Origin of the sequence: Rhodococcus ruber NBRC 15591 (genome assembly GCF_001894945.1) — a bacterium.
GTDB classification, from domain to species: domain Bacteria; phylum Actinomycetota; class Actinomycetes; order Mycobacteriales; family Mycobacteriaceae; genus Rhodococcus; species Rhodococcus ruber.
Window position 1 is genome coordinate 30,156 of record NZ_BCXE01000039.1, and the last position, 13,748, is coordinate 43,903.

The following is a 13,748-nucleotide window of genomic DNA, read 5'->3' on the forward strand; positions in this document are numbered from 1 at the left end:
TCGCGCCCGAAACGGACGACGTTACCGGCGGCGCGACTGGCCGAATGTCACATTCGGTCGATGGAGCCGAACCGGTGTGACATTCGGTCCGAAAGGCGCGAGAGGACCGCATGCGGCCGCAGCGGGATGGCCTACTCGTACACGCGCAGCGTGCCCGGGTTCCACAGCCCGGAGCGGGTGACCGTCTCGGTCTGCGGCTCGGCCGGCACCGCGTCCGGGTAGAACCGCACGTACCGCTCGAGCGAGCCCCAGTCGCGGGCCCAGTCGTCCTTCAGGTACGTGGGGATCTGCTCGGGGCGCGCGAGGGCCTCGGTGAAGCCCAGCGGTCCGCCGTTGTCCGCGGACTGCCACGTATCGGTGGAGGACACGGCCAGGGGTCGGTCCGGCAGGATGCGGTAGTTCGGCATCTCGGCGATGCCGTAGCGGTGGTCGAACGGACGCTGGCACGGGAACTGCAGGCCCACCGCCCAGTCGAGCAGCACCGGCTGCTCCGAGCCGACCACGGTGTCGAGCGTCTCGAGTTTCGGCACGCGCGGCGGTGTGAACGCCAGCCACTGGTCGCCCGTGAGGTTGGGGTCGTTGGCGACGATGCGGACGGCGTCGGTGTCGGCGGGCAGCTCCGACAGCGGGATGCGCAGGTTCCGCCACGACGGCGCGGGCCCGATGTCGCGCGGCAGGTAGGTGCCCTGCGGTTCGACGGTGCCGTCGGGCAGGCGCCTGCCGTACTCGACAAGCAGCGACTGGCCGTAGGTGGTGGCGCCGGTGTCGTCGACGGACCAGATGCGACCGGCCGCCGAGATGACGACGAGCGGCGCGTCGTCGGTGCGCTCGGGTAACCCGTACCAGCTCGACGTGAGCAACGCCGGTTCCTGCACGCCCTCCTGGTAGCTGCCGAGCACGGGGGTCACGGCCGGGTCGAGGCCGAACGGCAGCTTGGCGTCCGAGCCGTTGACGGTGCGCGCCCCGGTGCCGCCGGTGGTGCCGCCGCCGGCACCGGTCTCGAACGTCGGCCCGACGCTCTGGTTGTCGGTGTTGCCCTGGCCGGGCTTGACCTCGACGTAGTCGGCCGTCAGGTCCGACGGGATGCCGTTGGGACCGAAGCCCACGGGGGCGGCGCCGGCGAGGGCGTCACCGTCACGGGGCGGGTTGTCCGGGTCGACGATGGGTGCGAGCCGACCGGAGTTCGGGTCGGATTCGACGAGGACGTCGTCGGCCAGCCCGCAGGTCTGGCCTGCGAGTGCGCCGACGTTGGACCGGGCGAGCGAATACGCCGGATACTGCGACACCGCGCCCTTGAGCAGCGACAGCACCTCGAAGAGCACCATTGCTCCGGCGACGACGGTCAGGGGCGCCGCGGCGAACTTGCGGATCCGGCGGCCCTTGCGGGTCGTGGGTCTGGGTTGCGGCGGCGCGTAGCCCTCACGCAGGTACTGCCACGCGACGAGCCCGAGGGCGAGCCCGAAGAGGATCAGGAACAGCGAGCTGGACTGGTTGCCGTTGAAGGAGACGGTCTTGTCGAACCACGGGATGCCGTAGCTCGACACGTACCACCAGCCGTTGATACCTGCGAACGACACTGCGAGCACGAACAGCAGTCCGGCGAGGAAGATCGTGCGGTTGCGCCGCGACCGCAGCGCGCTCGCGGAGACGATGACCGCGGTGAGGGCGGCGAGGGACCCCGCGATGCCCGCGTACGCCCCGAAGTGGTGGGTCCACTTCGTGGGGTTGAACATCATGAAGAAGATCGTGCCGAAGACGATGCCGATCAGCCGCCACGACGGGCCCGTCGCGACGCCGGGGATCCGGCGCCGGCGCAGCAGCACCAGCAGCGACGTGAACAGGCACAGCAGCATGACGAGGAACGCGAACCGGCGGGCGAGCGAGCCGTCGACGGTCTGCACGAACAGGTAGTAGTAGCGGAGGAAGTCGTTCCACCACTCCTCGTTCGGGCCGATGATCGTGCGCACGCGGGTGGCCTCGAGCACGGCGGCGAGGGTCTGGTCGGAGAACACGACGACGAGCACGAGGGTGCCGGCGGCGGCGATCGGGGCGAGCAGCGGCAGCGTCCCGACCTCGCGGTGGCGGCGCACCACGATGCGGGTCATGGGCCGGATGCCGGCGAGCAGGGCGGCGACGCACATCAGGCCGGTGGGGGCGGCGGCGAGGGTGAACGCGCCGATCACCACCGCCGTCGCGGCCGGCAGCAGCCGGCCCGTGGCGATCGCCCGTTCGATCGAGCACCAGGTCAGCAGGGCGCCGAGCGCGACGATCGGCTCGGGGCGCAGGCCGTTGTTGTAGGGCAGCCAGAAGGCGAGGAACACCAGGCCGCCGGTCCACAGCGCGACGGTGTTGTGCCGGACGGCGCGGCCGAGGCGGGGCACCACCTCGCGGCTGATCACCATCCAGCAGGTGATGCCGGCGAGCAGGGCGGGCAGCCGCATCCAGACGCTGGCGGTGGAGACCTCGGCGAACGCGGCGAGCATGTCGTAGTACCAGCCGAAGGGGGCCTCGGGGACGCCGAACCAGCGGAAGTAGTTGGCCATGTAGCCCGAGTGCTCGGAGACCCTGGCCATGGTCAGCAGGTAGCCGTCGTCGGAGGTGTTCGCCCCGAAGAAGTGCCACCCGAGGAGGGTGCCGACGACGACCGCGTCGACGCCGGTGAACTTCCACCAGTGCGACGGCAGGAAGCGGCGATGCCCCCGGCCGTCGGTGCCGTCGAGTTTGGCGAGCGCACCGATCGCCAGCGCGGTCGACAGGGCCGCCAGGATCATCGCGAGGAGCTTGACCACCGTCGGCGACGACGAGAACCGGGAGTCGACGTCGACGGTCACCGACATGCCGGGCACCGTGGTGTCCAGGTCGCTGAACACGCCGACGACGAGGGGGCGCAGGTCGCCGGTCAGCTCACCGGCGCGCGGGTTGCCGTTCTCGTCGCTCAGGCCGACGAACTCCGCGGTCGTGCGGTCGACGTCGGAGAAGATGCTGATCTCGGTGCACGCGGCGGATTCGACGTCGCTGCGCGGGGCGGTGGCCACGACGACGTTGCGGTCGAGAACGTCCACGTTCGCGGCGCCCACCCGCACGAACATCGCGTTGAGTGCGGCGCCCTCACCGCTCGGTGGTGCGGTCGCGAGGAGCATGCCACCGCCGGGCGGCATGCTCGCGACGGCGGTGCACGGCACGGTCGCGCTCAGCTGCAGCGGCACCTGCGACATGAGCGGCACCTCGACCGGCCCGGTCGAGCCGTTCTGCGGCCAGGTGACGGTGGCTTCGGTGACCTTGACGGGCAGGAACGGGGTCGCGACGGCGAGGAGCACACCGAGCAGGCCCGCCACCGTGGCGACGAGCCGGGCGGTGCGGTACTGCGCCCGCAGATCCCGGGCAACCGGCGGCCGGGGCACGGCTGCGGAGGGGGCGGGAACTGTGGTCACGTCGTCGGGCACGATTGTCGATGGTATCGGGCGCAGATGAGCGGACGCACCGTCCCTACCGACGCGTAGGACCTCATTCACGCATTACGGGCACACCGTCGCGGATCGGGCCGGGTGTCCACCAGCCCCAGCGGACGACGTCCTCGGTGGTGATCTCGGCAGTCCTCGCGCTCGGATCGATGGGTGAGTATCGCTCCAGCGAGCCCCAGTCGCGGTCCCAGTCGTGGTTCAGATAGGTGGGAACGGTCTCGGCGGTGAGCAGCAGCGGTATCCAGCCGAGCGGGCCGCCCCCGATGTCGTCCTGCCAGCCGTTGGTGGAGTCGGCCCCGACCCGGTCGGGCAGGATCCGGAACTCGGGGACCTCGGCGACACCGTAGCGATGGTCGAACGGACGCTGGCAGGGGAACGCCAACCCCACCGACCAGTCGAGCAGGACCGGTGCCGTGGAGCCGACGACGGTGTTCAGGGTCTCGAGGCGCGGCATCCGCGGCGGCGTGACCGCCACCCACTGGTCGGGGGCCAGGTTGCCGTCGGTCACCACCAGGCGGACGGTGTCGGCGTCGGCGGGGATCCGGTCGCCCGGCACCCGCAGGTTGCGCCACGACGGAGACGGTCCGATGTCGATGGGCGCGACGCGGGTCAGCGGCTCGACGCTCGAACCGTCGCCGGTCCGGCCGAACTCGAGCAGCACGTCCGCACCGGGGATGAGGACGCCGTCGGGGTCGACGTAGTGCACGCGGCCGGCGACGGTGACCACCAGCAGCGGCGTGGCGTCGGTGCGGTCGGGCAGCGCATACCAGCCGGACTCGAGCACGGCTTCCTGCTGCGCGCCGGCGCGGTAGCTGCCGAGCACGGGGGTGCGGGCGGGGTCCAGGCCGAACGGCAGCGCGACGGTGCTGTCGTTGATGCCGGCGGCACCGCGGCCGCCGCCGGTGCCGGCGCCCGTGGAGGTGGTGGTGCCGCCCTCCTCGGTGTCGACCGTGTTGGCGCCGCCCGTGGTGGAGATCTCCTCGTCGGCGGTGAGGTCGAGGGCGACGCCGTTCGGGGTGAAGCCGTCGGCGGTGCCGGCGCCGAGGGCCCCGGCGACGTCGCCGTCGACGGGGGCCAGCGCGGTGGCGTTCGGGTCGGTCTCGACGAGGACGTCGTCGGCGAGGCCGCAGCTGCCGCCGGTCAGGGCGGCGGCGTTGGACCGGGCGATCGAGTACGCCGGGTACTGCGCGACCGCGCCCTTGACGAGCGAGAGCACCTCGAACAGGACGACGCCCGCGGCGACGACGGTCAGCGGCGCCGAGGCGATCGCCTTCACGCGGCCGTTGCGGTCGGGTCTCGGGGTGGCGAACGGTTCGCGCAGGTGGAACCAGGCGGCGACGCCCAGCGCGACGAGGGCCAGCGCCAGCAGGCCGGTGGAGAAGGCGCGTCCGGAGATCGACGGCGGCTTGTCCCACCAGGGAATCCCGTAGCTCGAGACGTACCACCAGCCGTTGGAGCCGGTGAATGCCAGCGCCAGCACGAACAGCACCCCGGCGGTGAAGAGCGCGCGGTTGCGGGCCGAGCGGATGCCGACGGCGCCGACCCCGACCGCGGCGAGTGCGGCGACGGATCCGGCCAGTCCGGCGTACACGCCGAAGTGGTGGGTCCACTTGGTCGGGGTGAGCATCATCAGCAGCAGGGACGCGAAGACGATGCCGAGGATGCGGCGCGACGGCCCGAGGGCCGTGCCGGGGATGCGGCCCTTGCGCAGGATCAGCATCACGCACACGACCAGGCACAGCAGCATGACGAACACGCCGAACCGGCGGCTGAGGGAGCCGTCGGGGGAGACGGTCAGCAGGGCGTCCCAGCGCAGCCGTTCGTCGAACCACGGCACGTTGGGTCCGACCGCCGAGCGCACCCGGGTCGCCTCGAGCACCGACGCGAGGGTCTGGTCGGCGAAGACGACGACGAGGACGACGGTGCCCGCGGCGAGGATGGCGGCGAGGGGCGGGACCACCCCGACGAGCCGGCGGCGGCCGACCAACCGGACGAGGACGGGCCGCGCCCCGGCGACGAGCGCGGCGACCGCGATGAGTCCCGTGGGTCCGGCGGCGAGGGAGAAGGCGGCGAGCAGCACGGCGATCGCGGCGGGCAGCATCCGGCCGGTGGCGACGGCGCGTTCGATCGAGCACCAGGTGAGCAGGGCGCCGAGCGCGATGACGGGCTCGGGGCGCAGGCCGTTGTCGTACGGCAGCCAGAAGGCGAGGAACACCAGCCCCGCGGTCCACAGCGCGATGCGGTTGCGGCGGACGGCGACACCGAGCCGGGGAATGACCTCGCGGCTGATGACCATCCAGCAGGCGATCGCGGCGAGCAGGGCGGGCAGCCGCATCCACACGCTGGCGGTGGAGACCTTCGCGAGCAGGACGAGCACGTCGTAGTACCAGCCGAACGGGGCCTCGGGGACACCGAACCACCGGTAGTAGTTGGCCATGTAGCCGGCCTCGTCGGAGGCGCGGGCCATGGTGAGGATGTAGCCGTCGTCGGAGGTATTGGCGCCGATGACGTGCCACAGCAGCAGTGTGCCCACGACGACCGCGTCCACCGCGGTGAACCGCCACCAGTGGGCGGGCAGGATCCGGCGGGCGCGGCGGTTGTCGACGCCGTCGAGGCGGTGCAGCGCCACGAGTGACAGCAGGGTCGCGAGGATGCACACGAGCATCGCGACGAACTTGACCAGCGTCGGGGTGGAGGTGAACCGCGAGTCGAGGGCGGCACGGACGGACAGCCGCTCGGCGTCCGGGCCGGAGGTGAGGGCCTGCGCCGATCCCTGCAGGTCGGAGTAGACGCCGACCATCTGCGGCCGATGATCGCCGTCGAGCGTGGCGATGTGGTGCCCGTCGTCGTGTTGCCCGAGGCCGACGATCTCGGCGGCGGTGCGGTCGGCGTTGGTGGCGACGGTGACGGCTGTGCAGCGGTGCTCGTCGTCGATCGGTGCCGACACGACCACCGAGTTGCGCAGCACCACCTCCATGGCGGCGGGCCCACCGTCGGTGCCGGGGACCGTGCGGATCACGAGGGCGTTCTCGGTGGCGTCGGGGGCGTCCGGCGGCACGGTCGAGATCAGGGTGCCACCCTCGTCGCCGAGCAGCGGGAAGGCCGAGCAAGGCACGCTCGCGCGCAGTTCGAGGGGGGCGTAGGAGACGAGGGGCGCCTCGATGTTGGTCAGGTCGCTGCCCTGCGGCCAGCTGACGGTGGCGGCCTCCTGCCGGACCGGCAGGAACGGCACGGCCAGGGCGAGCAGCATGCCGAGCAGTCCGCTGACCGTCGCGACGATCCTGGCCGTGCGCACGCGCGCCTTCGTATCGGCGTAAGCGGGCGTTTCGGGCGAAAGGACATCGACGGGCACAAGGATCGATGCTAGGCGAGGGACGGGGGAGGCGGGGGTGGCCTCCTCCGGTCAGGAGGCGGCCTCGTGCTCGGCGGGATCGTCCGTCGGGTCGCCGGCCAGGTCGTCGAGGGAGAGTCCGAGGACCCGGGCGAGCGCGGTGACGGTGAAGAAGGCGGGCGTGGCGATGCGTCCGGTCTCGATCTTCCGGAGGGTCTCGACGGAGATGCCGGCCTCGGCGGCGACCGTCGCCATCCCGGCGGCGCCGCGTGCCGCGCGGAGGCGTTCGCCCAGGCGTCGTCCTCGCTCGAGTTGGGCCGGAGTAAGTGGTTCGCGCACCATTCCCGTATAGTAATACCGGTATTTCTATTGGAGGTGTGATGGTCGAGTTGAAGACGCCCGGCGAGGTCGAGGCGATGCGCGCCGCCGGTGCCGTGGTCGCGGAGGCGCTGGCAACCGTGCGGGCCCACGCGGGAATCGGGGTCTGCCTGAAGGACCTCGACGACGTCGCCGCCGAGGTCCTCCGAGCCGCCGGCGCGACCTCCCCGTTCCTGGGCTACCACCCCGACTGGGCGCCGTCGCCGTTCCCCGGTGTCGTGTGCGCGAGCGTCGGCGACGCCGTCGTCCACGGCATTCCCGGCAGCTACCGGCTCCGTGACGGTGACCTGGTGAGCATCGACTGCGGGGCGGTGCTCGACGGCTGGTGCGGGGACGCCGCCGTGAGCTTCACCGTCGGGACCGCCGACCCCGAGGACCTCGCCCTGATCGCCGCGGCGGAGGACGCCCTCGCGCGCGGCGTCGCCGCGGCCGTGCCGGGAAACCGTCTCGGCGACATCGGCGCGGCGATCGGCGGATACGTCCGCTCCCGCGGCTACGGCATGCTCGCCGACCACGGCGGTCACGGCATCGGCCGCCGCATGCACGAGGACCCGCACGTGCCCAACGAGGGCCGGGTGGGGCGGGGGATGCGGCTGCGGCCGGGACTGGTGCTGGCCGTCGAGCCGATGCTGCACGCCGGCGGCGGCGACGCCTACCGGCACGACCCGGACGGATGGACGCTGCGCACCGCCGACGGCAGCCGGGCCGCGCACTGTGAGCACACCGTCGCGATCACCGAGGACGGACCGGTCGTCCTCACCTCCCGCTGACGGCGCATCGACCCCGGCCGTGCCGGTCCGACCTGCGACGAAGCGACCCCTGCAGGCACTAGCATCGGCCTATGGCCCGGGCGAGGACGATCGGCGAGGCCCTGCGCGACGCGGGCATCTCCGAGGTGTTCGACGACACCACCACCCGCGCGCTCTACTCGTCCGACGCCTCGCTCTACCGGGTGCCCCCGCAGGCGGTGGTGCGGCCCCGCGAGATCGACGAGGTCGGCACCGTGCTCGAGGTGTGCCGCCGGCACGGCGTTCCGCTCACCTCACGCGGCGGCGGGACCTCCGTCGCCGGCAACGCCGTCGGGCCCGGCGTCGTACTCGACTTCGCCCGCCACCTCGGCCGGGTCCTGCGGATCGACCCCGAGGCGTGCACGGCGACCGTGCAGCCCGGCGTCGTCCAGTCCGAACTGAAGCGCGCCGCCGCCCCGTACGGACTGCGCTTCGGACCCGACCCGTCCACCCACAACCGCTGCACCGTCGGCGGGATGATCGGCAACAACGCCTGCGGTGCCCGCACCCTCGGCTACGGACGCACATCCGACAACGTTCTCGGTCTCGAGGTGCTCACCGGCGCGGGCCGGCACCTGTCGCTGCCCGACGACGCGCCCGTTCTCGAATCACTGCGCCGGATCACCCTCGACCACCTCGCCACCATCCGCACCGAGTTCGGGCGGTTCGGCCGACAGGCTTCCGGCTACGCCCTCGAACACCTGTTGCCCGAGAACGGGTTCGACGTCCTGCGCTTCTTCGTCGGCAGCGAGGGCACGCTCGGTGTCGTCACCGAGGCGACGGTGCGGCTCGTCGCCGACCCCGCGGTCCGCGTCCTGGTGGCCCTCGGCTACCCCGACATCGCGACGGCGGGCGACGCCGCGCACACGTTGCTCGGCTTCGGTCCGACCGCGTGCGAGGGGCTCGACTCGCGGATCGTCGACGTCGTGCGCGCGCGGCGCGGCGCGGCGGCGGTGCCTCCGCTGCCGCGGGGGGCGGCGTGGTTGTTCGTCGAACTGTCCGGCGACGACGCCGACGAGGTCCTGGCACGGGCGCGATCCGTCGAACACGCTGCGGTGGCGGTGGATTCACTGATCGTGACCGACCCCGGCAAGGCCGCGCAGCTGTGGCGCATCCGCGAGGACGGGGCGGGACTGGCCGGGCGCAGCCCCGCCGGGCGGCCCGCCCACTCCGGCTGGGAGGACGCCGCCGTCCCGCCGGAACGGATGGGGGAGTACCTGCGCGAGTTCGAGTCGCTGCTGTCCCGGTACGGCGTGACCGGCTATCCGTACGGTCACTTCGCCGACGGCTGCATCCACATCCGCCTCGACGTGCCGCTCGAGATGCCCGGAATGTTCCGTGAATTCCTTTTCGCAGCAGGGGAACTCGTGGCGTCGTTCGGGGGGTCGATGTCGGGCGAGCACGGCGACGGCCGGGTGCGAAGCGAACTGCTGCCCCTGATGTACTCGCCGACCGCGCTGCGACTGTTCGGCGCCGTCAAGGCGGTGTTCGACCCCGAGGGCCTGCTCAATCCCGGTGTGCTCGTCGACCCGGCTCCCGTGGACCGGGACCTTCGGATCCCGGCCGCGCACCGGGTCCGGGACCTGCTCGCCTTCCGGTACGCGGGCGACGACGGCGACTTCAGGCAGGCCGTGCACCGCTGCACCGGCGTCGGCAAGTGCCGCGCCGACACCGCCGGCCTCGGCGGGGTGATGTGCCCGTCCTACCTGGCGACCCGGGAGGAGAAGGACTCCACCCGCGGCCGGGCCCGGGTCCTGCAGGAGATGCTCAACGGCACGCTCGTCACCGGGTCCTGGCGCTCACCGGAGGTGCACGAGGCCCTCGAACTGTGCCTGGCATGCAAGGGCTGTGCCTCCGACTGTCCGACCGGTGTAGACATGGCGACGTTCAAATCCGAAGTGCTGCACCAGAGTTACCAGGGTCGGCTCCGTCCCGCCACGCACTACACGCTGGGACGGCTCCCGCGCTGGGCGGCGCTGGCCGGTCGCGCACCACGCGTCGTGAACACCCTCGCCAAGCTGCCGGGGGTGGCGTCCGCCGGACTGACCCTCGCCGGCGTCGACCGGCGTCGCCGCGTGCCCGAGTTCGCGCCCCGCACGTTCCGTCGCTGGTTCGCGGACACGGCGGCCGAACGTCGTACGGACGGCGAGCCCGTCCTGCTGTTCGTCGACACCTTCACCGAGTACTTCACGCCGGAGGTGGCGATCGCCGCGGTGCGGGTCCTCGAGGCGGCCGGCCGACGGGTGTGCGTGACCGAAAAGCAACAGTGCTGCGGGCTGACGTGGATCACCACCGGCCAGCTGGATACGGCCCGGAAGATCCTGGGCCGCACCATCTCCGCACTGTTCCCGGCCGGCATGCCGATCGTGGGCCTCGAGCCGTCGTGCACGGCGGTCCTGCGCTCCGACGCCGTGGAGCTGCTCGGGTTCGAACCGGCACGCGCCGTCGCCGACTCGACGGTGACGCTGGCCGAACTGCTCGGCGACTGGGAACCGCCGTCACTGTCCGGGACGTCGGTGGTGGCCCAGCCGCACTGCCACCACCACGCCGTGATGGGCTGGGGCGCCGACGCCGCGCTGCTGCGCCGGGCCGGTGCAACGGTCACCCGGCTCGGCGGATGCTGCGGTCTCGCCGGCAACTTCGGGGTGGTGCCGGCGCACTACGACGTCTCGGTCGCCGTCGCCGGGCACCAGCTGTTGCCCGCGATCGCCGCGGCGGGTCCCGACGACGTCGTGCTCGCCGACGGCTACTCCTGCCGCACCCAGATCGCCGATCTCACCGAGCGTCGCGGCGTCCACCTCGCCGAGTTGCTGGCGTCCCGGTTGTGAGCCGGGGCTCGGTTCCGGGTGTCGGGACCGGGCCGGGCCGGGCTCGGGTCGCCGGATCGGCACGGTGCGGTGCGGTGCGGTGCGGTGCGGTGCGATGAGTTTTCCGGGGCCGGCTGGTCAGTCCGTAGCGAGACCGCCACCCCGACCGAGGAGCCTGCCATGATCTCGACCACCACCCGCCCCGCCGAGCGTCCCACCGACCGGAAATTCCGCATCGCCGGCCTGGTGATCACCGGCCTCGTCGTGCTGTTCCTGCTGTTCGACGCCGCGATCCACGTCCTCAACGTCGACCAGGCGCGGCAGGCGATGATCGATCTGGGCTTCGATCCGAACCTCAACTACGTCATCGGCGTCGTCATGCTCGTGTGCCTGGCGCTGTACCTGGTCCCGGCCACCTCGATCCTCGGGGCGGTGCTGCTGACCGGGTATCTCGGCGGCGCCGTGGCCACCAACATGCTCAACGAGATGCCGCTCTTCAGCACCATCCTGTTCCCGGTCTACGTCGGTGTGTTCGTCTGGGCCGGACTGTATCTGCGTGATCCGGTGGTGCGGTCGGTGATGCCGCTGCGCCGCGGATAGCACGCCCACGTCACGACGGTCCGCGAACGGTGTTCGCGGACCGTCGCGTGCCCGCTATCCCGTGCGGGCGACGACGACGAACGGTCCGATCTCCGAGACCGTGAACCGCGGATCGTCGAACAGCGACTTCGGATACGTCACCGTGTAGCGACGGACGTTGGGGTCGTTGGGGTACACGTCCTCGGCGAGCCGGAGGGTGTAACCCTCGGCGCCCTGCCGGAACACGATCGCATCGGGTCCCCGCCACGGGGACTCGTCCCACGCGGCGAGCAGCTCGTCGGTCGTCTCGACCGACGCCCAGTCCTCGATCGCGGCGGCGCGTCCCTCGAAGTCCGCCAACGGGTTCGCGTAGTGCGACGTCAGCGCCTGGAACCCGAGATACGGGTAGTAGGCGAGGAAGGCGGTGTCGGCGGTGAGGACGACGATCTCGTCGCGCGGCCGGCCCAGCGCCACGGTGATCGTCTCGTCCAGCTCGGCGTAGTAGGCGCCCGCGCCGGGCGGACGCTGATCGGCGCGTTCACCGTTGCCGTCGGTGTCGGTGTAGGCGACGGTGATCTCGTTCGCGAGGACCTGGGGGATGTTCTGGGTGAACGCGAGCGCACCCAGCACGCCGACCGCGATGAGCGACCACCGCACCCGCTGGTTCTCGCTGGTGGCCAGCACGATCCAGCGGGTGAAGTCGACGAACGCGAACGTGCCGGCCGCCGCGAGCAGCACGAGCAGGATCACCTCGAGGCGGAAGGCCAGCAAAGTGTTGCCCAGCGCGGTCAGCGCCATCGACGCCAGGTACCACAGGTACACGGACACCACGCCGAGCCCGAGGGCCTGCGCACGCCGCGACGACGTGGCCCGCCCGACCAGCCACACCGTGCCGAGCAGGCACAGCAGCCCGATCAGGGAACCGTGGAACATCGGCAGGGGCAGCCGCGCCCCGGTCTCGGGCAGGTAGTGCGTCGCCGTGCCGGATCCGGCGGTGGACCCGCCCCGCAGCACCTCGAGCACGAACGGCGCCCACACGAGCAGCGCGACGGCGACGGCGATCCCCGCGATCACGCCCAGCCGTACCAGCACGGGGAGCGCGGCGCGCCAGGTGCCCGCCGCGCGTCGCGCGAGTACCGCGGCGACGACGGCCATCACCGTCACCGCGAACGCCGCGATCCCGAGGTAGAGGGAGTAGAACGTCGCGGCCAGGCCCAGGAAGAGCCCGGTCCCGACGACGGCTCCGCCGCCCGGTGTGTCCTTTGGGCGGCTGGGGCAGCCCAAAGGACGCACCGGGCGCGACAGCGCCCCCCACGCCATGACGAGGGCAGGCGCGATCAGCAGCGCGACGAACGCGCCGTACGGCTCCGGAGAGCCGTAGGCGAGGACGACGGCGGTGGTGGCGGTGGCGACCAGCACGGCCAGGTCGACCCGCACCAACGCGGTCCACAGCACGAGCCCGACGACGGCGGCGACGGCCAGCGACACGATCGACCACGGCTTGAACGCCTCCCAGCCGTCCAGGCCGAGCAGGCTCGCGAAGCGGCCGCCCATCCAGAACCAGCCGGCGGGGTAGAACGGCGGCAGGTCCGCGTACGTCATGTCCCGCAGCGCGGGGGAGTCGGTGAGCCGCGTCAGGTACTCGGTGCGGAACTCCTGGTCGACGGAGATGCCGTGCAGATAGAGCTTCGTCGCCGCCAACGGCATCCCGAGGGTGACGGTGACCAGACCCGACAGACCCGCCCACGACAGCACCCGCGCGAACGCCGTCCACCGCCTCCGGCGCAGCAGCACGACCGAGCCGGCGAGCACGGCGAGCGCCCCCACCTGCAGCACCGTCGTGACGGCCTGCGTGACGTTCGAGGAGTTGAATGCGGGCCACTGCACGCGCGCGAACGCGAACAGCCCCACGGCGGCGACGATCGTCGCGACGACAACCGCAGCGGCCCCCTCGCCGGCGGTGCGGAGGGCTCGCCGGAAGGGGGCCACGTCGGAAGAGGATACGACTGGGTCGGACACCCCCGCAGCCTAGATCGGCAGCTTCCGGAAGATCGCGCGCGGGATGTGCCGCAGCACCATCATCACGTACCGGAAGGCGCCCGGAGCCCAGACGATCTCCTTGCCCTTCGCGGACGCGGCGACGGCCAGCGCGGCGACGTCCTCCTTGTCGACCGTCAGCGGCGCTTCCTCGACGTGGGCGCTGAACTTGGTGCGCACCTGTCCGGGACGCACCACCGTCACCCGCGGACCGAACGGCGCCAGGGCCTCCCCGAGGCCCAGGTAGAAGCCGTCGAGCCCGGCCTTCGCGGAGCCGTACACGAAGTTGGCTCGCTTGACCCGCTCACCGGCGACGGAGGACATCGCGATGATGCGCCCGTAGCCCTGCGCCTTCATCTTCTCGCCG

At 72.0% G+C, this 13,748-nt stretch carries 8 protein-coding genes; 3 read left to right on the top strand and 5 right to left on the bottom strand.

Annotated elements, in window-relative coordinates:
• Positions 1 to 131: 131 nt before the first annotated feature.
• The 3 genes from RR3_RS22990 to RR3_RS23000 all read right to left on the bottom strand — a co-directional run bounded on the left by RR3_RS22990 (position 132) and on the right by RR3_RS23000 (position 7,134).
• A complete protein-coding gene (locus tag RR3_RS22990; RefSeq protein WP_064066431.1) occupies positions 132 to 3,443 on the bottom strand; it encodes an arabinosyltransferase domain-containing protein in 3,312 nt (1,103 codons plus the stop codon).
• A 61-nt stretch (positions 3,444 to 3,504) separates the two neighbouring features.
• Positions 3,505 to 6,756 (bottom strand): arabinosyltransferase domain-containing protein, encoded by a 3,252-nt coding sequence (locus RR3_RS22995; protein WP_064066430.1) that lies wholly within the window; start codon positions 6,754 to 6,756, stop codon positions 3,505 to 3,507.
• Positions 6,757 to 6,864: 108 nt separating this feature from the next.
• Positions 6,865 to 7,134, bottom strand: a complete 270-nt coding sequence (locus RR3_RS23000; protein ID WP_026137866.1) for a helix-turn-helix domain-containing protein — start codon at positions 7,132 to 7,134, stop codon at positions 6,865 to 6,867.
• A gap of 38 nt (positions 7,135 to 7,172) precedes the next feature.
• Here RR3_RS23000 and map point away from each other — a divergent pair, with 38 nt between their 5' ends.
• The 3 genes from map (at position 7,173) to RR3_RS23015 (ending at position 11,365) form a co-directional block, all read left to right on the top strand.
• Complete coding sequence (gene map / locus RR3_RS23005) at positions 7,173 to 7,940, top strand: type I methionyl aminopeptidase (protein WP_040270436.1); 768 nt, start codon at positions 7,173 to 7,175, stop codon at positions 7,938 to 7,940.
• A gap of 71 nt (positions 7,941 to 8,011) precedes the next feature.
• On the top strand, positions 8,012 to 10,786 hold the full coding sequence (locus RR3_RS23010; RefSeq protein ID WP_064066429.1) for an FAD-binding and (Fe-S)-binding domain-containing protein: 2,775 nt from the start codon (positions 8,012 to 8,014) through the stop codon (positions 10,784 to 10,786).
• 159 nt (positions 10,787 to 10,945) lie between these two features.
• Positions 10,946 to 11,365, top strand: a complete 420-nt coding sequence (locus tag RR3_RS23015; protein ID WP_010596175.1) for a DoxX family protein — start codon at positions 10,946 to 10,948, stop codon at positions 11,363 to 11,365.
• A 54-nt stretch (positions 11,366 to 11,419) separates the two neighbouring features.
• Here the strand turns inward: RR3_RS23015 and RR3_RS23020 are convergent, their stop codons facing one another.
• The gene (locus RR3_RS23020) at positions 11,420 to 13,333 is read right to left on the bottom strand and encodes a galactan 5-O-arabinofuranosyltransferase (protein ID WP_064066428.1); all 1,914 of its coding nucleotides are present in this window, start codon (positions 13,331 to 13,333) and stop codon (positions 11,420 to 11,422) included.
• Positions 13,334 to 13,372: 39 nt separating this feature from the next.
• Positions 13,373 to 13,748 (bottom strand): SDR family NAD(P)-dependent oxidoreductase (locus RR3_RS23025; RefSeq protein WP_139278886.1); only part of this gene is annotated, 376 nt, incomplete at its 5' end.

What these genes read in the sequence shown, in the direction of transcription:
- RR3_RS23015 (WP_010596175.1), top strand. Translation starts at nt 10,946, where the DNA reads ATGATCTCGACCACCACCCGCCCCGCCGAGCGTCCCACCGACCGGAAA.
- RR3_RS23000 (WP_026137866.1), bottom strand. Translation starts at nt 7,134, where the DNA reads ATGGTGCGCGAACCACTTACTCCGGCCCAACTCGAGCGAGGACGACGC.
- RR3_RS23010 (WP_064066429.1), top strand. Translation starts at nt 8,012, where the DNA reads ATGGCCCGGGCGAGGACGATCGGCGAGGCCCTGCGCGACGCGGGCATC.
- map (WP_040270436.1), top strand. Translation starts at nt 7,173, where the DNA reads ATGGTCGAGTTGAAGACGCCCGGCGAGGTCGAGGCGATGCGCGCCGCC.